Below are 17,702 nucleotides of genomic sequence, written 5' to 3' on the forward strand. Positions count from 1 at the left end.
ATGTCGTCGGACCCCGGGAGATCACTCCGCCGGAGCCGTCCCGCGGACCGTAGGAGCGCCACTGTGACGCGGACAACAGCGCCGGTTCGACATCATCGGACAGCTCCCTTCACGGCGTCCCCCACGCGATGCTGAGCTGCACCGCCCGCTCCCAGCGCGGGTACTCGGCGGTCAGCGCCCGGGCCGCCTCGGGCGAGGGCGTCCACTGCGCCGCGCGGTGCCAGTTGCGGCGCAGCGCCTCGACGTCGGACCAGACGCCGACCGCCAGCCCGGCGGCGTACGCGGCCCCCAGCGACACCGTCTCCCCCACCATCGGGCGGACCACCGGGGTATCCAGCGCGTCGGCGATGAACTGCATCAGCAGGTTGTTGGTGGTCATCCCGCCGTCCACCCGGAGCGCGGGCAGCGACAACCCGGAGTCGGCCGCCATCGCCCGGACGACGTCCCGGGTCTGCCAGCCGGTGGCCTCCAGCACCGCCCGGGCCAGGTGCCCTTTGGTGACGTAGGAGGTCAGCCCGGCCACCAGCCCCCGGGCCTCGCCCCGCCAGTGCGGGGCCAGCAGGCCGGAGAACGCGGGGACGACGTAGCAGCCGCCGTTGTCCGCCACCGTGCGGGCCAGCGTCTCCACCTCAGGGGCCGTGCCGATCAGCCCCAGCCCGTCGCGGAGCCACTGCACCAGGGCGCCGGCGACCGCGACCGAGCCCTCGAGGGCGTACCGCACCGGCTCCCCCGCCAGCTGGTAGGCGACCGTGCTGATCGAGCCCGAGCGCGTGCGCACCAGCTCGGTGCCGGTGTTCTGCAGCAGGAAGCTCCCGGTGCCGTAGGTGCACTTGGCCTCCCCCGGCGCGAAGCAGGCCTGCCCGAACAGCGCGGCCTGCTGGTCCCCGAGCGCCCCGGTGATGGGCAGCGGCTGGGCGAGCGCGGTGGCGGTGCCCAGCATGCCGACCGAGGGACGGATCTCGGGCAGCATCGCCGCGGGGATCCCGAAGAAGGCCAGCAGATCGGGGTCCCAGCGGCAGAGGCGCACGTCCATCAGCAGGGTGCGGCTGGCGTTCGTCACGTCGGTGACGTGCCGGCCGCCCTCCGGGCCGCCGGTGAGGTTCCAGATCAGCCAGGTCTCCATCGTCCCGAACAGCAGCTCCCCGCGTTCGGCCCGCTCCCGGGCGCGGGGCACGTGCTCGAGGATCCAGCGCAGCCGCGGCCCGGAGAAGTAGCCGGCGATGGCCATGCCGCTGCGCTCGGGAACCAGGTCGGCGTCCGGGCGCGCGCAGAGCTCGGACACCAGCTCCGCGGTGCGCGTGTCCTGCCAGACCAGGGCGCGGAGCACGGGCCGGCCCGTCGCCCGGTCCCAGACGACGGTGGTCTCCCGCTGGTTGGCGATGCCCAGGGCGACCACACCGCCCGCCGCGCCGACGTCGGCCAGCACCTGGTCGGCCGTCCACCGGGTGTTCGCCCAGATCTCCATCGGGTCGTGCTCGACCCAGCCCGGCCGGGGGAAGTGCTGGCGGTGCTCGCGCTGCCGGACGGCGACCATGCGGCCACCGCGGTCGAAGACGAGCGACCGGGTCGACGTCGTCCCCTGGTCGACGGCGAGCACGTAGCGGTCAGGCACCGCCGTACCCCAGCTCGCGGGAGACGGCGGCGGCCGCGTCGGTGACCATGCCCAGCAGCAGGCCGCGCGGTGCACCGCGGCCGTCGAACAGCGAGGTCACCGGGCCGCTGACCCCGAGCGCGGCCACGACCGGGCCGCCGGGCCCGCGGACGGGCGCGGCGATGCACCCGCGCCCGGGCTCGTGCTCGCCCCGCTCGGCCGCCCAGCCCCGGGCCCGCACCTCGGCCAGCTCGGTGGCCCGCCCGTCGGGCGCGTTCCGCGACGTCCGGGGCTCGGGCGAGTGCGCCAGTAGGACCTTGCCGAGCCCCGTCGTCCGGGCGGGCAGCGCGACCCCCACCTCCAGCTCCTGCGCCGAGTCGTCGGGCCGGAAGACGTGGTGGACGACGACCACCTCCTCCTCACCGGCGAGGGTGGCCAGCCGCACCGTGTGCCCGCTGCGGGCGGCGAGCGCATCGGCCCAGTTAGAGGCGCGCGACCGCACCTCGTTGACGTCGAGCGGGCTGCCCAGCCGCCGCAGGCCGGGGCCGACGGTGTACCGGCCGGTCTCCCGGTCCTGCTCCACGAACCCCACGTGCAGCAGCGTGCGCAGCAGGCCGTGGGTGGTCGTCTTGGCCAGACCGACGGCCTCGGCGATGTCGGTGACGCCGAGCGCACCACGCGCTCCTGCGACGACGTGGAGGATCGCCGCCGCTCGTTCGACGGATTGCACGGTGCCCGGCATGGCGCGACGCTAGGGCATCGGCGAACCGCCCGGTCTCCCGTCGGTACGACGATGTCGGACGCCGTGCGTCGACGCCGCGCCCGGGGCCGACCTACCGTGGGCTCAGCCGGGGGCGGGGCAGCACGCCTCCCCCGCGGCCGAGGGCAGTGACACGGAGGTGCGCCGCTACCGGGGCACCTCACCAGTGCGTCCCGCCCGGTGGGCGGGCATCCCGGGGAGTGCAGATGACGGCAGTACGCCCGCTCGGACCGGAGCAGCGAGCGCAGGCCTGGGCCGACCTCGCCGAGGGTGACTTCGAGGTGCTCGTCGTCGGCGGCGGCGTGACCGGGGCGGGGGTGGCGCTGGACGCCGCGACCCGGGGTCTGCGCACCGCGCTGGTCGAGGCACGCGACTTCGCCAGCGGGACCTCGTCCCGCTCCTCGAAGCTCTTCCACGGGGGGCTGCGCTACCTGGAGCAGTTCGACTTCGGCCTGGTCCGGGAGGCGCTGCACGAGCGCGACCTGTCGGTCAACCGGCTCGCCCCGCACCTGGTCAAGCCGGTGCCGTTCCTCTACCCGCTCACCCACCGCGGCTGGGAGCGGCCGTACGTGACCGCCGGGCTCGCGCTGTACGACGGGCTGGCCCGGCTCGGCGCGCTGTCCGAGCCGATGCCCGCGCAGAAGCACCTGACCCGCACCGGTGCCCGCCGGGTGTTCCCGGCGCTCAAGCCCGATGCGCTCGTCGGCGCCGTCCGCTACTACGACGCCCAGGCCGACGACGCCCGGCACACCCTGACCGTGGCCCGCACCGCCGCGGCCTACGGGGCGACCGTGCTCAACTCCGCCGAGGTCGTCGCCTTCGAGCACGCCGGCGGCCGGGTGGTCGGCGCGCGGGTCCGCGACGTGGAGACCGGCGACGAGGTCGACGTCCGCAGCGAGGTCGTCGTCAACGCCACCGGGGTGTGGACCGACGACGTCCAGACGCTGGTCGGCGGGCGCGGCAGGTTCCACGTGCGGGCCAGCAAGGGCGTGCACATCGTCGTCCCCCGCGACCGGATCAACGGCGAGGCCGGGCTGATCCTGCGCACCGAGAAGTCGGTGCTGTTCGTCATCCCGTGGGGCAGCCACTGGATCGTCGGTACCACGGACACCGACTGGGAGCTGGACAAGGCGCACCCGGCGGCCAGCAAGGCCGACATCGACTACATCCTCCACCACGTCAACCGGGTGCTGTCGGTCCCGCTGACCCACGACGACATCACGGGGGTGTACGCCGGGCTGCGCCCGCTGCTGTCCGGGGAGAGCGAGTCGACCAGCCAGCTCTCCCGGGAGCACGCCGTCGCCCGGCCGATGCCGGGGGTCATCGCCGTGGCCGGCGGCAAGTACACGACCTACCGCCCCATGGCGGCGGACGCGGTGGACGCCGTGGCGCAGGACGTCAGCCGCCGGGTGCCCCCGAGCGTCACGGACAACATCCCGCTCGTGGGCGCCGAGGGGTACGCGGCGATGCTGAACTCCCTCGACGGCCTCTCCCGGCGCTGGGGCATCCCCCGCTTCCGCGCCGAGCACCTGCTGAACCGGTTCGGCTCGCTCACCCCGGACCTCCTGGCGCTGGCCGAGGACCGGCCGGAGCTGCTGGACCCGGTGCCCGGGGCCGAGGAGTACCTCATGGCCGAGATGGTCTGGGCCGCCGGGCACGAGGCGGCGCTGCACCTCGACGACCTGCTGGCCCGCCGCACCCGGATCTCCATCGAGACCACGCACCGCGGCGTGGAGTGCGCCGAGCCGGTCGCCCGCGCGGTCGCCGACGTGCTCGGCTGGGACGAGCAGCGGATCGCCAACGAGGTGGCCAGCTACAGCGCGCGGGTGGAGGCCGAGCGCCGCTCGCAGACCGAGCCGGGGGACCAGGAGGCCGACGCCGCGCGGGTGGCGGCGCCGGACACGCGCGCCGTCGCGGTCGGTCGCGCGCTGGGCTGAGCCCGGCCGGGTCGGCGGGCGCGGACCGGGGTAGGGCGGTCCCATGTTCGATCCGGCAGTCAGCGACCAGTGGTGGAAGAACGCCGTCGTCTACTCCGTGGACGTCGAGACGTTCATGGATTCCGACGGCGACGGCATCGGCGACTTCCGCGGCCTGACCCGCCGCCTGCCCTACCTCTCCGGCCTGGGTGTGACCTGCCTGTGGCTGCTGCCCTTCTACCCCAGCCCGAACACCGACGACGGCTACGACGTCAGCGACTACTACACCGTGGAGCCGCGGTTCGGCACGCTCGGTGAGTTCGTCGAGTTCGTGCGCACGGCCCGGGACCTGGGGATCCGGGTGGTGATCGACCTGGTCGTGAACCACACCTCCGACCAGCACCCCTGGTTCCAGTCGGCGCGCCGGGACCGCGACTCCCGCTACCGGGACTGGTACGTCTGGGCGGACGAGCGGCCCGAGGACGAGGCCACGGTCATCTTCCCGGACCAGGAGGAGAGCAACTGGGCCTGGGACGAGGAGGCCGGTCAGTACTACCTCCACCGCTTCTACTCGTCGGAGCCCGACCTCAACACCGCCAACCCCGACGTCCGCGACGAGATCCACCGCATCATGGGGTTCTGGCTGGAGCTCGGGGTCTCCGGCTTCCGGGTGGACGCCGCGCCGTACCTGATCGGCGACACCGGCATCGAGGACCGGATGCCGCAGGATCCGCACCTGATCCTTCAGGACATGCGCGGATTCCTCTCCCGCCGGCGCGGGGACGCCGTGCTGTTCGGCGAGGTCAACCTCGACCCCGGCGACCGCGAGACCTTCTTCGGTGACGACGGCGACGAGATGACGGGGATGTTCAACTTCATCCTGTCCGGCTCCGTGTTCACCGCGCTCGCCCGCGGCGAGGCGACCCCACTGGCCGAGCACCTGCGGCGGACGCCGACCCCGCCCCGCACCTCCCAGTGGCTGAACTTCCTGCGCAACCACGACGAACTGAACCTCTCCCGGCTGCCGGACGACGAGAAGGACGACGTCATGGCCGCCTTCGCGCCGGACGAGGACATGCGGATCTACGGCCGCGGCATCCGGCGGCGGCTGCCGCCGATGCTCGGTGGGGACCGCCGGCGCATCGAGCTGGCCTTCAGCCTGCTGCTGACCCTCCCCGGGACCCCGGTGCTCCTCTACGGGGAGGAGATCGGGATGGGCGACGACCTGGCGATCGAGGGGCGCAAGAGCGTCCGCACGGTGATGCAGTGGACCGAGGGGCCCAACGGCGGCTTCTCCAGCGGCAGCGATCTCGTCGCCCCCGTCGTCGACGACGGCCCGTTCCGCTACCAGGAGGTCAACGTGGCCGAGCAGCGGCGGCGCGAGGACTCCCTGCTCAACCGGGTGGAGCGGGCGATCCGGGTGCGCAAGGAGTCCCCGGAGTTCGGCTGGGGAGCCTGGACGGTCCTGGACTCCGGGGATCCGCGGGTCCTCGCCCACCGGTGCGACTGGCTCGAGGGCACGGTCATCGCCGTCCACAACCTGTCCGGAGACCACGTCGAGACGCGGCTCGAGCCGGCCCGGGAGGAGGAGTTCGAGGAGGTCATCGACATCTTCGGCAACGACCGGTTCGAGCCGCTGGACCCCGACGACCCCCGCGTCTCCCTCGGGCCCTACGGCTACCGGTGGCTCCGCGGCCGGCGGCCGGGCAGCGGGCTGACGCCGTGACGGGCCCGCGCGTCCCGCCCGGGACGGAGTCCCCGTGGTGGCGCAGCGGGGTGGTCTACCAGGTCTACCCCCGCTCCTTCGCCGACTCCTCCGGTGACGGGGTCGGCGACCTGGAGGGCATCCGGAGCCGGCTGGACCACCTGAGCTGGCTCGGCGTCGACGTCCTGTGGCTCTCGCCGATCTACCGCTCCCCCATGGCCGACGCCGGCTACGACATCGCCGACCACTGCGACATCGATCCCCTGTTCGGCGACCTGGCGGCGTTCGACCGGCTGCTGGCCGACGTCCACGACCGCGGCATGCGGCTGATGCTGGACTGGGTGCCCAACCACACCAGCGACCAGCACCCGTGGTTCCGCGACTCCCGCGCCTCCCGCAGCTCGCCCCGCCGGAACTGGTACCTGTGGCGCGACGGCGACCCGCGCACCCCGCCGAACAACTGGCTGGCGCAGTTCACCGGCGGCCCGGCCTGGACCTGGGACGAGCGCACCGCCCAGTGGTACCTGCACCTCTTTCTTCCCGAGCAGCCCGACCTCGACTGGGCCGAGCCCGCGGTGCGGGAGGCGATGCACGAGGTCCTCCGGTTCTGGCTGCGTCGCGGGGTGGACGGCTTCCGCGCCGACGTCGTCCACCTGATCGGCAAGGACCCGGACCTGCCCGACCACCCGCCGGAGCTGGTCGGTACGAACGTCGTGCACACCCACGACCTCCCGGTGACCCACGAGCTGCTGCGCGGCATCCGCGCGGTGCTCGACGAGTTCCCGGGCGACCGGGCCATGGTCGGCGAGGTCAACCTGCGCTCCCCCGCCCTCATCGCCCCGTACTACGGCGCGGGCGACGAACTGCACCTCGCCTTCAACTTCGTGCCCCTGTCCGGTCCGTGGGACGCGGGCTTCTGGCGCTCGGTGGTCGAGGAGACGCTGGCAGCGCTGGGGCCCGGCGGGGCCTGGCCGACCTGGGTGCTCTCCAACCACGACAACCCCCGCCACCGCACCCGCTACGGGGGGTCGGAGGCCCGGGCCCGTGCGGCCGCGGTGCTGCTGCTGACTCTTCCCGGCACGCCGTTCCTGTACGCGGGCGAGGAGCTGGGGCTCGAGGACGCCGTCGTCCCGCCGGACCGGCAGGTCGACCCGGGCGGCCGCGACGGCTGCCGGGCGCCGCTGCCGTGGACGGCGGACGCGGGCCACGGGTGGCCGCCCGAGCCGTGGCTGCCGTTCCCCCCGGACGCCGCCCCGCGCCGCGCGGCCGCCCCGCGCGAGGCCCCCCCCCCCGGCCGGCACCTCGGCCGCCGGCGCCTCGCCGCCCGGCGCGGCTCGCCCGCCCTGGCCACCGGCACCTGGGCCGCCGCGCCGGCTCCCGACGGCGTCCTCGCCTACACCCGGCAGGCGGGGGACGACCGGCGGATCGTCGCGGTCAACTTCACCGAGGCGCCGGTCGGTCTCCCGCTGGGCGAGCCCGCGACCGTCGGCATCTCGTCGTCCGCACGCGGGGAGGGCGGCGCCTGGACCGGTTCCCTCGGCCCCGGGGAGGCCGTGGTCCTGGTCCCGGGCGGTGCCGGCGCCACCGGGTGACCGCCGCACGTGCCGTGCCGTGCCGTGCCGTGCCCGCCGGGTCAGCGGCGCGGTGCCGTGCGGCGGCGCGCCTTGTCGGCGTACATGTCGTCGTCGGCCGCCCGCACGACCCGCTCGTAGACCTCCTCGGGCTGCTCGCCGCCCCGTGCCGTGCCGATGCCGATGCTGATCCCCACCGGCACCCGGGTGCCGCCGAGCTCGAGCGGCTCGGTGACCGCCGTGCGCAGCCGGTCGGCGAGCGCCTGGGCGTCGGCCCGCTCGGTGTTCTCGCAGACGATGCTGAACTCGTCGCCGCCCAGGCGGGCCGCGGTGTCGCTGGCCCGGAGCACGGAGCGCAGCCGCTCGGCGAAGGACACCAGAGCCAGGTCGCCCATCGGGTGCCCGAGCTCGTCGTTGATCGCCTTGAACCCGTCCAGGTCGATGATCAGCACGCAGGTGGGCGTGTCCTCGCGCCGGCCCCGGTCGAGCGCGTGCCGGAGCCGGTCGTGGAACAGCAGCCGGTTGGGCAGCCCGGTGAGCGGGTCGTGCAGCGAGCGGTGCACCAGCTGGCCCTCGAGCGCCTTGCGCTCGGTGATGTCCTCGATGATGAGGACGAGGTGGGCGGCCTGCCCCTCGTCGCTCTGGGCCACCCACGAGGCGGTGATCTGGACGGGGAGGTCGACGCCGTCCGCGCGCCGCAGGCGGGTCTCGTGCCGCATCGGGCGGTCGGGCTGGGCGGTCAGGGTGGCGTGCGCCTCCTGCGCGGCGAGGACCCCCTCCGGGTGCACCAGGTCGATCACCGAGCGCCCGTGGAGCTCCTCGGCGGAGCGGCCGACCATCGCCGCGAGCGCGGGGTTGACGTCGACGAGCAGGCCCGCGGGCGTCGTCAACGCGATCCCCATCGGCGCGTTGGCGAAGACGCTCCGCCGATCCGCCGGGGGCAGCGCGCCCGCCACCTCGATCACCCTCCACCTCCTGTGCCGGGTCCATCTTGTCGGACGTGGACGACGAACCGCTGGCTGGGCGGCCCACCGCGGTTCCGTGACACCTGATCGGGGGAACCCGGCGCGGGAGGGGGAGGATGCGGGGAGCAACCGACGCCGGCGCCGAGGAGACGCAGATGAACGAGTTCGACCTGGTGCTGCCCAGCTCGGTCGACGTCCGCGAGGTGGGCATGCGCGACGGCCTGCAGCTGGAGGCGCCGGTACCGCTGGAGGCCAAGCTGGAGATGCTCGAGGCGCTGGTGGCCACCGGCGTGCGCCGGATCGAGGCGACGTCGTTCGTCTCGCCCAGGGCCGTGCCCGCCCTCGCCGACGCCGACCAGCTCGCCGCCGAGCTGCAGCGGTGGCCGGAGGTGCACTGGTCCGCACTGGTCGCCAACCCGCGGGGCGCCGTCCGCGCCGTGGACTGCGGGATGGCCGACCTGGAGTACGTCGTCTCCGCCTCCGACGGGCACAGCCGCGCCAACGCCGGCCGCAGCACCGCCGAGGCCGTCGCCGCGGTCGGGGAGATCGCCGCGCTGGCCCACGGTGCCGGTGGCTCCCTGGAGGTGATCATCGCGACCGCGTGGGACTGCCCCTTCGACGGCCGCACCCCGGTGGCCCGCACCGTCGACGTGGCGCGGGCGGCGGTCACGGCCGGCGCCGACCAGCTCTGCCTCGGCGACACCATCGGGACGACGACGCCGCTGCGCGTGGTGACCCTCGTCGACGCGGTCCGCCGCGCCTGCCCGGGCATCGCGGTGGGGGTGCACTTCCACGACACCCGCGGCACCGGGCAGGCCAACGCCCTCGCCGCCGTGCAGGCCGGGGTCACCCAGCTCGACGCGTCGGTCGGCGGGCTGGGCGGCTGCCCGTTCGCCCCCGGCGCGAGCGGCAACATCGCCACCGAGGAGCTGGTCTACATGCTCGAGGAGTCCGGGGTGCGCACCGGGCTGGACCTCGACGCGCTGCTGGCGGCGGCCCGGGTGACCGAGCAGGCCGTCGGCCACGAGCTGCCGAGCTCGCTGTACCGCGCCGGTGGCCGGTCGGTGCCCCGCTCCGCGGGCGGGCGCTGATGGGCGCCGACGCCGTCTCCGAGCCGCCCCGGCTGGTCGACCCCCGGTTGATGCGCGACGTCCTCGGGCACTTCGCCTCCGGGGTCACCGTGGTCACCGCCGGCACCCCCGAGGGCCCGATCGGCTTCACCTGCCAGTCCTTCAGCTCGCTGTCGCTGGACCCCCCGCTGGTCGCACTGGCCCCCGCCCGGTCGTCGCGCACGTGGGCCCGGCTGCGCGAGATCGGCCGGTTCTGCGTGAACGTCCTCGCCGAGGGCCAGGACGCCGTCTCGCAGAACTTCGCGCGGTCCGGCACCGACAAGTTCGCCGGGGTCCCCTGGCGCCCCAGCCCGCACGGCTCCCCCGTGCTCGACGACGTCGTCGCCTGGATCGACGGCGAGCTGTGGGCCGAGTACGACGGCGGTGACCACACGATCGTCGTCGCCCGAGTGCTCGACCTGGGGGCCGTCCCCGACCGGCGGCCGCTCCTCTTCCACCGGGGCGCCTACGGCCTCCTGCGCGACGGCGAGGACTGAGCGCGGTCCCCGCAGGCCTGTCGCCCGCCGATGACGTGCGCTGCCACCGGGCCACCGGGCCGCCGGGCCGCCGGGTCTCCGGGCCACCGGGCCGCCGGGTCTCCGGGTCGCCGGGTCTCCGGGTCTCCGGGCCGCCGGGTCTGCGGGCCGCCGGGTCTGCGGGTCTCCGGGCCGCCGGGTCTGCGGGCCGCCGGGTCTGCGGGTCTCCGGGCCGCCGACGAAGTGCGCTGAGGCCCGGTTTTCGTCGCTGGAACTGGGCGGCAGCGCACACAATCCGAGCGTGAGCCCGTCCGGCGGGGTTCCTCCTGCCGTATCCGGGCACCCCCGAGACCGGGCTGCGCGCCCCGACGCGAGGAGGGACTCCCATGGGACTGCTCGACCGGCTGTTCGGCCGCAAGCGCCACCACGACGACCAGCGCTACGCGGGGTACCAGCAGGGTCACGGCCAGGTGCCCGGCCCGGGCTACGGCCAGCCGCCTCCGCAGGCGGCCGACGAGCAGGCGATCGAGCGCTACCGCTACCTGCTCCGCACGGCCCCGCCCGACCAGGTCGAGCAGGCGCACGCCGAGGCGTTCGCCCAGCTCACCCCCGAGCAGCGCACCCAGGTGCTGGGCCGGCTGAGCGAGTCGGTGCCCGCAGCCGAGCGGCCGGCCGGCGACGACCCGCGGGCGCTGGCCCGCGCCGCCACCCGCGCCGAGCTGCGGCAGCCGGGCTTCATGGAGCGCACCTTCGGGGGCGCCGGCCGCGGCGGTCCCGGGATGGGCAGCGTGATCGGCGGCAGCATGCTGGGCACCATCGGTGGCCTGGTCGTCGGCACGGCGGTCGCCGATGCGCTGTTCGACACCGGCCCCGGCGACGGCGGCATGTTCGGCGGGGGCGACGAGGAGGCCTCCGCGGCGGGCTACGAAGACGGTGCCGGCGGCGATCCCGGCGGCGGCTTCGGCGGCGGGGACTTCGGGGGCGGGGACTTCGGCGGCGGCTTCGGCGGCGGGGACTTCTAGGCGCCGCGCCGGCGCGTGAGCAGCAGCAGGCCGAGCACGGGCAGCACGAGCGGCACGTACCCGTAGCCCCGGCCGTAGCCCGACCAGACGGTCTCGTCCGGGAACGCCGCCGGGTCGGCCAGCGACAGCGTGCCGACGACCAGCACGCCGGCCAGCTCGACCAGGATGGCGGCCAGCGCGGTGCGCCGTCCCCCGCGGCCACCACGGGCCAGCGCGACCGTCGCCACCACGTACACGGCCGCCGCGAAGGCCGACAGCAGGTAGGCCAGCGGGGCCTCCTGGAACCGGGTGGCCAGCTGGACGCCGGCGCGGGCGCCCGCCGCGAGGGCGAAGATGCCGTAGAGGAGCACCAGCACGCGCGCCGGTCCGGCGGAGCCCGGCGCCGCCGCCTCGGCGGGGCGGCCCAGCCCGCGGTCACGCACCGGTCGCCTCCCACAGCTGCAGCAGCCGCCAGACCATGACGCCGACGGCGGCCGCCGCGACCGCCAGGACGGTGCCCGCCCAGCGGGTCCGCTCCGCCTGCGCCCACAGCACCCCCGCGACCGGGATCAGCAGCACGCCGAACAGGTAGCCCAGGAACGTAGGGGTGTCGGCGGGCGTGCCGTCGCCCATCCGCGCGAACGCCAGCACCGCCTGGACCACCAGCAGCGCCTCCAGCAGGCCGGCGCCGGCGAGGTGCACCAGGCCGGTCCGGCGGCGCGCGACCGTGGAGGCCAGCCCCGCGAGCACCACCAGGGCCGCGACCGCGGTGATCGCGACGACGAGGGCGAGGCTCACGGGCGCCGCGCGGACGGGACGGGGACGAGCACGCCGCCATGATCCCGCTCCCGGGTGCGCGGGCGGCCGGGGGGTCGGCCGTGGAACGCACCTCCGGCGGTGCTCCGCCGGGACCCGGTGGAGACCCGCCAGGACCGGTATGGCAGGTTAGGCGTGCCTTAGTTAGGACTACCTATCCTCAGTTCCCGACAGGAGCACGATGCGCACCACCGCCCGGCCGCTCGCGGCCCTCGCCCTTCCCGTCACCGCCGTCCTCGTGCTCTCCGGGTGCGGCGGCGACGCCGATGCGGAGACCGCCGCCATCAGCGAGACCGAGATGGTCACCTTCACCTGGGACCGCAACGTCGCCGGCGAGGACGAGGACCCGCGCTACGAGGAGACCACGGTCGAGGTCCCGAAGAACCCCGAGAAGATCGTCACCTTCGACATCGCCAGCCTCGACACCATCGGCGCGCTGGGCGGCGAGGTCGCCGGTGCCCCGCTGGAGTCCGTGCCGGACTACCTCCAGGAGTACCTGGCCGAGGACGCGTTCAACGCCGGCACCCTGTTCGAGGCCGACCTCGTCGAGATCGAGGCGCAGCAGCCCGACCTGATCGTGGTCGCCAACCGCTCCGCAGCGCTGTACGAGGACCTCAGCGAGATCGCCCCGACCGTCGACCTGAGCCTGCGCGGCTCCTACACCGAGAACCTGGAGCGCACCGCCACGTTCCTCGGCGAGGTGCTCGGCGCCGAGGACGAGGCCGCCGCCGCGCTGGAGGAGATCGACGCCGGCATCGAGGAGGCGCGCGCCGCGACCGCCGACGCCGGCACGGGCCTGGGGCTCATGGTCTCGGGTGGCGAGCTCAGCGCGCTGGCGCCCGCGGGCGCGGACGCGGTCGGCCCCGCCGTCCGCGGCGGCCTGATCTACGACGTGTTCGGGGTGGAGCCCGCGGTCGAGGACGTCGAGGCCGCGACCCACGGCGAGCCGGTCTCGTTCGAGTTCCTGCTGGAGACCGACCCCGACACCCTCTGGGTCGTCGACCGCGACGCCGCCACCGGGGAGGCGGGCACGCAGCCGGCCGCGGCGGTGCTCGACAACGAGATCGTCCGGCAGACGACCGCCGCCCAGGAGGACCAGATCGTCTACCTCGACCCCATGGCCTGGTACATCGTGTTCGGCGGTCTCGACACGACGCAGATCATGATCGACGACGTCCTGCAGATCGCCGAGTGACCGACCGGGACCACGCCGCGCAGCGCGCCTGCCACCCGTGACAGCGCTCGCCCCGGCACCGACGAGCACCCCCGCCCGGGTGTGGCCCAGCCGCCGCGCGTGGGTGGGGGTGCTCGTCGGCGTCCTGCTCGTGCTCCTCGCGGCGACGAGCCTGTTCGTCGGGGTCTCCGACGTCACCCCGGCGTCGCTGCTCGCCGGCGGGGCCGAGAGCGACGCGGCCTTCCTGCTGGTGGCGAGCCGCATCCCGCGGACGGTCGCCGTGGTGCTGGTCGGCGCCTCCCTGGGCATCGCGGGGCTCATCCTGCAGATGCTGGTGCGCAACAAGTTCGTGGAGCCCAGCACGACCGGGGTCACCGAGTTCGCGGCCCTCGGTGCCCTGGTGACCATGATCTTCTTCCCGGGCATGGCCGTCCTGGGCAAGATGGGCGTGGCCGCGGTGTTCGGCCTCGTCGGCACCTGGGTCTTCCTCCGGGTGGTCCGCGTCGTCCCGGTGCGCCAGCTGGTGCTCGTCCCGCTGGTCGGGCTCATGCTCGGCGGTGTCGTCGCCTCCGTCACGACCTTCTTCGCCTACCGGCTGGACCTGCTGCAGTCGCTCCAGCAGTGGTCGCAGGGCAGCTTCGCCAGCGTCATGCAGGGGCGCTACGAGCTGGTCTGGATCGCGGGGCTCATGGTCGTCGTCGCCTGGGTCGCCGCCGACCGGTTCAGCGTCATCGGCCTCGGCGAGGAGTTCGCCACCAACCTGGGGCTGGACTACCGGCGCGTGGTCGCGATCGGGATGGTGGTCGTCGCCGTCATCACGGCGGCGGTGCTCGTCACGGCGGGCATGATCCCGTTCCTCGGCCTCGTCGTCCCCAACGTCGTCAGCCTCCTCGTCGGGGACAACGTGCGCCGCGCGATCCCCTGGGTCGCGGGCCTGGGCGCCGTCTTCGTGGTCGCCTGCGACATCCTCGCGCGGGTCCTGCGCTTCCCCTACGAGATCCCGCTGTCGCTCATCGTCGGCGTCATCGGCGCCGCGCTGTTCCTGTGGCTGCTGCTCCGGAGGAGGAGCCGTGCTCACTGATCCCGCCACCGCGGCCTCCGGGGCGAGCGCGGCCACCGCGGCGCCTCCGCCGTCCGGCCGCGGGCTGCGGGCCCGGCTCGATGCGCACCGGGCCGCCTCCCGGGGGCGGCCCGTGGTGCGCCTGGCCGCCCTCGCCGCCGCCGTCCTGGTGCTGGTCGCCACCTACCTGTTCACCGACGTCCCCGGCTCGCTGGCCTTCGCGCTGGAGATCCGCAGTCTCTCGGTGGCCGCGATGCTCGTCGTCGCGACGTCGGTCGGGGTCTCGACGGTCGTGTTCCACACGATCACCCAGAACCGCATCCTGACCCCCGCGATCATGGGGTTCGACGCGTTCTACCTGCTGATCTCGACCGCGATCGTGTTCGTCGCGGGGTCCGCCACGTTCCTCGCCGCGGACGCGCTCACCCTGTGGCTGGTGCAGGTCGTCGTCATGGTGGCCTTCAGCGTCACGCTGTTCACCTGGCTCTTCGGCGGCAAGCGGCGCTCGATCCACCTCATGCTGCTGGTGGGCATCGTGCTCGGCACCTTCTTCCGGGCCTTCACGGAGTGGATGCAGCGGATGCTCGACCCGCTGGACTTCCAGGTGCTCTCCGACGCGATGTTCGCCTTCCTCACCCGGCCGGACGAGCTGCTGTTGGCCCTCACCGCCGGGCTCGTCGTCCTCGGCTGCGCCGGCGTCGTCCCGCTGCTGCGCACGCTGGACGTGCTGACGCTGGGCGAGCCGGCGGCCGTGGGGCTGGGCGTGGACCACCGGCGCGTGGTGATGGTCCTGTTCGGGGTCGTCTCGGTGATGGTCGCGGCCTCCACGGCGCTGGTCGGGCCGATCCTGTTCTTCGGCCTGATCGTCGCCAACCTCGCCTACTCCTACGCGGGCTCCTTCCGGCACGTCTGGACGCTGCCCACCGCCGTGCTCATCGGGATGGTCTGCCTGCTCGGCGGCCAGCTGGTGCTCGACCGGGTGTTCGACTTCGGCGGCACGCTGTCGACGATCATCGAGTTCGCCGGCGGCCTGTTCTTCCTGTACCTCGTGCTGCGGAAGGGGGCGCGGTGATCGCGCTCGAGAACGCGACCAAGCGCTACGGCCGCCAGACGGTGGTCGACGACGTCTCCCTCGAGCTGGGCGGGGACGGCGTGACGGCGCTCATCGGCCCGAACGGCGCCGGGAAGTCCACGCTGTTCGGGCTGGTCGGCCGCCTGGTCACGCCCGACGCCGGCCGGATCGTGGTGGACGGCATGGACGTGGCGACGACGCCGTCGCACCGGCTGGCCACGGTGCTGGCGGTGCTGCGGCAGGACAACCACGTCGCCGCGCGGCTGACCGTGCACGACCTCGTGGAGTTCGGCCGCTTCCCGCACTCGCGGGGGCGACTCACCGTGCACGACCGCGAGCACATCGAGCGCGCGATCAGCTACCTGGAGCTGGAGGCCTACCGGCACCGGTTCCTCGACGAGCTGTCCGGCGGGCAGCGCCAGCGCGCCTTCATCGCGATGGTGCTGGCGCAGGACACGAAGTACGTGCTGCTCGACGAGCCGCTGAACAACCTGGACCTGCGGCACATGACCGAGATCATGCGGCTGGTCCGGCAGCTGGCCGACGAGCTCGGCAAGCGGGTGGTCACCGTGCTGCACGACATCAACTTCGCGGCGACCTACGCCGACCGGATCGTCGCGATGCGGGACGGCGCGGTGGTGGCCGACGCCCCGGCGCGGGAGATCATGCGCCCCGAGGTGCTGGCCGCGGTCTACGACACCGCCGTCGACGTCCGAGAGATCGACGGCCGGCCGGTCGCCCTCTACTACGGCTGACCGGGCCTCCCGCTCGGTACGCCGGGATCAGGTGACCTGATCGAGCCTGTCGCGCGAACGGTGGGCGGTGCGGGAGGACGCGCTGCGGTGGGGGAGGACGCGCCCGGGTGTGGCGGGGCCCAACTGACCGTAACCCCGGAGTAACCCCTACGGCGCTGCCTCGTTGTCCGGTCACGTCCGCCCGCCGTGAACCCGCGAGGAGCGCCATGAACCCGTCGTCCCGCCGTCTGCTCGGGGTGGTGTCCGGCGCCGTGGTCGCCGGCGCCCTCCTCTCCGCTCCTGTGCAGGCAGCCCCGGCCGATCCCCCGCCCGCGCCGGTGCAGGACTTCCTGGCCGACCAGCTCGCCGGTCTCGGTGCGGGCGTCCCGACGACGGTCATGGTGCACGGCACCGACGTCGCCGCCGCCCGCGCGGCCGTCGCCGCCACCGGCATGCGCACCGTCACCGAGTACGAGCGCATCGGGGTGGTCGTCGCCTCCGGGACCGCCGGGCAGATCGAGGCCGCCGCCACCCACCCCGGCGTCACCTACCTCGAGGGCAACACCCCGATCGAGTTCGCCCAGGAGACGTCGAACCTCGCCACCCGCAGCGCCGAGGCCGCGGCCACGCTGACCGGCGCGAACGGGCTGCCGCTCGACGGCAGCGGGGTCTCGGTCGCGGTCATCGACTCCGGGGTCGACCCGAGCCACCCCTACTTCCGCGAGCCCGGTGGCGGCAGCGCCGTCGTCGCCAACCTGAAGAGCGTCTGCCTGCTGGAGACCACCACGACGCCCGACTGCGTCGTCCGGGTGCCGTCGGTGGCCGACACCGACACCCTCTCCGTCGGCGGCCACGGCACCCACGTGAGCGGCATCGTCGCCGGCCGGCCGACCACGCTGGCCGACGGCGGGCAGGTCCGGGGCGCCGCGCCCGGTGCGAGCCTGGTGTCCATCTCCACAGGCGCCGTGCTGCTCATCGTCGGGGCGGACTCCGCGCTGAACTGGGTTCTGGAGAACCACGAGGCGCCGTGCGGTGCCGGGGTGCCCGCCGACGTCTGCCCGCCGATCAAGGTGACCAACAACAGCTACGGCCCCTCCGGGGGCGGGGAGTTCGACCCGGACTCGGCGACGGTCAAGCTGCAGCGCGCGCTGGCCGCCGAGGGCGTGGTCACCGTCTGGGCGGCCGGGAACGACGGCGGCGACGGCACCACCTCGCTCACCAACCCGCCGGGGCAGGACCCGACCGGCGGCATCCTGTCGGTGGCCTCCTTCTTCGACCAGGGCACCGGCACCCGGGACGGCGTGGTCAGCGACTACTCCTCCCGCGGCGCGGCGGCCACCCCCTCCACCTGGCCCGACCTCTCCGCCCCCGGCGAGGACATCACCTCGGCCTGCCGGCCCTACCTGCCCATCTGCGCCACGGGGCTGGACTTCCGCAACGGCCCGGGGCTGCTGGACGTCGGTACCTTCAACACCATCAGCGGGACGTCGATGGCCGCCCCGCACGTGGCCGGCATCGTCGCCCAGCTGTTTCAGGCCGACCCGGCGGCCACCCCGGCAGAGATCGAGGCGGCGCTGAAGAGCACCGCCTACCGCTACACCGATGGGGCCGCTTACGAGACCGTGGGCGGGTACGCGACCTCGTTCGACAAGGGCACCGGCCTGGTCGACGTCGTCGCCGCGACGGAGGCGCTGACCGCGGGTTGACCCCGTCGTCGGCCCGTGTCGATCAGGTGACCTGATCACCCGGGGT

General features: G+C 74.4%; 16 protein-coding genes. 11 read left to right on the forward strand and 5 right to left on the reverse strand.

Annotated features, from left to right (window positions below; all coding sequences use genetic code 11):
* Positions 1 to 109: 109 nt before the first annotated feature.
* Positions 110 to 1,612: a glycerol kinase GlpK gene (glpK, locus tag QOZ88_RS20025; RefSeq protein ID WP_306001465.1), complete on the reverse strand. Its 1,503-nt coding sequence runs from the start codon at positions 1,610 to 1,612 to the stop codon at positions 110 to 112.
* Entirely contained in the window at positions 1,605 to 2,333 is a 729-nt protein-coding gene (locus QOZ88_RS20030) for an IclR family transcriptional regulator (RefSeq protein ID WP_306001466.1), read from the reverse strand. Before QOZ88_RS20030 ends, glpK begins: the two co-directional genes overlap by 8 nt.
* Positions 2,334 to 2,557: 224 nt before the next feature.
* On the opposite strand from QOZ88_RS20030, the gene QOZ88_RS20035 reads away from it, so the two are divergent.
* From QOZ88_RS20035 to QOZ88_RS20045, 3 genes are read left to right on the forward strand one after another with little or no spacing between them, the layout of a single operon-like run.
* Entirely contained in the window at positions 2,558 to 4,288 is a 1,731-nt protein-coding gene (locus QOZ88_RS20035) for a glycerol-3-phosphate dehydrogenase/oxidase (protein ID WP_306001467.1), read from the forward strand.
* A 43-nt stretch (positions 4,289 to 4,331) separates the two neighbouring features.
* Entirely contained in the window at positions 4,332 to 5,993 is a 1,662-nt protein-coding gene (locus QOZ88_RS20040; RefSeq protein WP_306001468.1) for an alpha-amylase family protein, read from the forward strand.
* The gene (locus QOZ88_RS20045; RefSeq protein ID WP_306001469.1) at positions 5,990 to 7,564 is read left to right on the forward strand and encodes an alpha-amylase family glycosyl hydrolase; all 1,575 of its coding nucleotides are present in this window, start codon (positions 5,990 to 5,992) and stop codon (positions 7,562 to 7,564) included. Before QOZ88_RS20040 ends, QOZ88_RS20045 begins: the two co-directional genes overlap by 4 nt.
* Positions 7,565 to 7,605: 41 nt before the next feature.
* On the opposite strand, the gene QOZ88_RS20050 is transcribed toward QOZ88_RS20045, so the two are convergent.
* Positions 7,606 to 8,508, reverse strand: a complete 903-nt coding sequence (locus tag QOZ88_RS20050) for a GGDEF domain-containing protein (protein ID WP_306001470.1) — start codon at positions 8,506 to 8,508, stop codon at positions 7,606 to 7,608.
* A gap of 116 nt (positions 8,509 to 8,624) precedes the next feature.
* On the opposite strand from QOZ88_RS20050, the gene QOZ88_RS20055 reads away from it, so the two are divergent.
* From QOZ88_RS20055 to QOZ88_RS20065, 3 genes are all read left to right on the forward strand, one after another.
* On the forward strand, positions 8,625 to 9,599 hold the full coding sequence (locus QOZ88_RS20055; protein WP_306001471.1) for a hydroxymethylglutaryl-CoA lyase: 975 nt from the start codon (positions 8,625 to 8,627) through the stop codon (positions 9,597 to 9,599).
* The gene (locus tag QOZ88_RS20060) at positions 9,599 to 10,114 is read left to right on the forward strand and encodes a flavin reductase family protein (RefSeq protein WP_306001472.1); all 516 of its coding nucleotides are present in this window, start codon (positions 9,599 to 9,601) and stop codon (positions 10,112 to 10,114) included. The genes QOZ88_RS20055 and QOZ88_RS20060 overlap by 1 nt, the downstream gene beginning before the upstream one ends.
* Positions 10,115 to 10,479: 365 nt before the next feature.
* A complete protein-coding gene (locus tag QOZ88_RS20065; protein WP_306001473.1) occupies positions 10,480 to 11,115 on the forward strand; it encodes a hypothetical protein in 636 nt (211 codons plus the stop codon).
* Here QOZ88_RS20065 and QOZ88_RS20070 read toward each other — a convergent pair.
* Both QOZ88_RS20070 and QOZ88_RS20075 read right to left on the reverse strand, forming a co-directional pair.
* Positions 11,112 to 11,537 (reverse strand): hypothetical protein, encoded by a 426-nt coding sequence (locus QOZ88_RS20070; protein WP_306001474.1) that lies wholly within the window; start codon positions 11,535 to 11,537, stop codon positions 11,112 to 11,114. The two genes, QOZ88_RS20065 and QOZ88_RS20070, sit on opposite strands and share 4 nt — an antisense overlap.
* The gene (locus QOZ88_RS20075; RefSeq protein WP_306001475.1) at positions 11,530 to 11,892 is read right to left on the reverse strand and encodes a hypothetical protein; all 363 of its coding nucleotides are present in this window, start codon (positions 11,890 to 11,892) and stop codon (positions 11,530 to 11,532) included. The genes QOZ88_RS20070 and QOZ88_RS20075 overlap by 8 nt, the downstream gene beginning before the upstream one ends.
* A gap of 199 nt (positions 11,893 to 12,091) precedes the next feature.
* Between QOZ88_RS20075 and QOZ88_RS20080 the strand changes: the two genes are divergently transcribed.
* The 5 genes from QOZ88_RS20080 to QOZ88_RS20100 all read left to right on the forward strand — a co-directional run bounded on the left by QOZ88_RS20080 (position 12,092) and on the right by QOZ88_RS20100 (position 17,656).
* Positions 12,092 to 13,105: a siderophore ABC transporter substrate-binding protein gene (locus QOZ88_RS20080; protein ID WP_306001476.1), complete on the forward strand. Its 1,014-nt coding sequence runs from the start codon at positions 12,092 to 12,094 to the stop codon at positions 13,103 to 13,105.
* 37 nt (positions 13,106 to 13,142) lie between these two features.
* Positions 13,143 to 14,165: an ABC transporter permease gene (locus QOZ88_RS20085; protein WP_306001477.1), complete on the forward strand. Its 1,023-nt coding sequence runs from the start codon at positions 13,143 to 13,145 to the stop codon at positions 14,163 to 14,165.
* Positions 14,155 to 15,216, forward strand: a complete 1,062-nt coding sequence (locus QOZ88_RS20090) for an iron chelate uptake ABC transporter family permease subunit (RefSeq protein ID WP_306001478.1) — start codon at positions 14,155 to 14,157, stop codon at positions 15,214 to 15,216. The genes QOZ88_RS20085 and QOZ88_RS20090 overlap by 11 nt, the downstream gene beginning before the upstream one ends.
* The gene (locus QOZ88_RS20095) at positions 15,213 to 15,971 is read left to right on the forward strand and encodes an iron ABC transporter ATP-binding protein (protein ID WP_306001479.1); all 759 of its coding nucleotides are present in this window, start codon (positions 15,213 to 15,215) and stop codon (positions 15,969 to 15,971) included. Before QOZ88_RS20090 ends, QOZ88_RS20095 begins: the two co-directional genes overlap by 4 nt.
* Before the next feature lie 206 nt (positions 15,972 to 16,177).
* Complete coding sequence (locus QOZ88_RS20100; RefSeq protein ID WP_306001480.1) at positions 16,178 to 17,656, forward strand: S8 family serine peptidase; 1,479 nt, start codon at positions 16,178 to 16,180, stop codon at positions 17,654 to 17,656.
* Positions 17,657 to 17,702 lie beyond the last annotated feature (46 nt).

Origin of the sequence: Blastococcus carthaginiensis (genome assembly GCF_030731085.1) — a bacterium.
Lineage (GTDB): Bacteria > Actinomycetota > Actinomycetes > Mycobacteriales > Geodermatophilaceae > Blastococcus > Blastococcus carthaginiensis.

Excerpts from the sequence above, each read along its gene's own strand:
- QOZ88_RS20080 (WP_306001476.1), top strand. The coding sequence starts at position 12,092 with ATGCGCACCACCGCCCGGCCGCTCGCGGCCCTCGCCCTTCCCGTCACC.
- QOZ88_RS20030 (WP_306001466.1), bottom strand. The coding sequence starts at position 2,333 with ATGCCGGGCACCGTGCAATCCGTCGAACGAGCGGCGGCGATCCTCCAC.
- QOZ88_RS20040 (WP_306001468.1), top strand. The coding sequence starts at position 4,332 with ATGTTCGATCCGGCAGTCAGCGACCAGTGGTGGAAGAACGCCGTCGTC.
- QOZ88_RS20065 (WP_306001473.1), top strand. The coding sequence starts at position 10,480 with ATGGGACTGCTCGACCGGCTGTTCGGCCGCAAGCGCCACCACGACGAC.
- QOZ88_RS20100 (WP_306001480.1), top strand. The coding sequence starts at position 16,178 with ATGAACCCGTCGTCCCGCCGTCTGCTCGGGGTGGTGTCCGGCGCCGTG.
- QOZ88_RS20035 (WP_306001467.1), top strand. The coding sequence starts at position 2,558 with ATGACGGCAGTACGCCCGCTCGGACCGGAGCAGCGAGCGCAGGCCTGG.
- QOZ88_RS20060 (WP_306001472.1), top strand. The coding sequence starts at position 9,599 with ATGGGCGCCGACGCCGTCTCCGAGCCGCCCCGGCTGGTCGACCCCCGG.
- QOZ88_RS20055 (WP_306001471.1), top strand. The coding sequence starts at position 8,625 with ATGCGGGGAGCAACCGACGCCGGCGCCGAGGAGACGCAGATGAACGAG.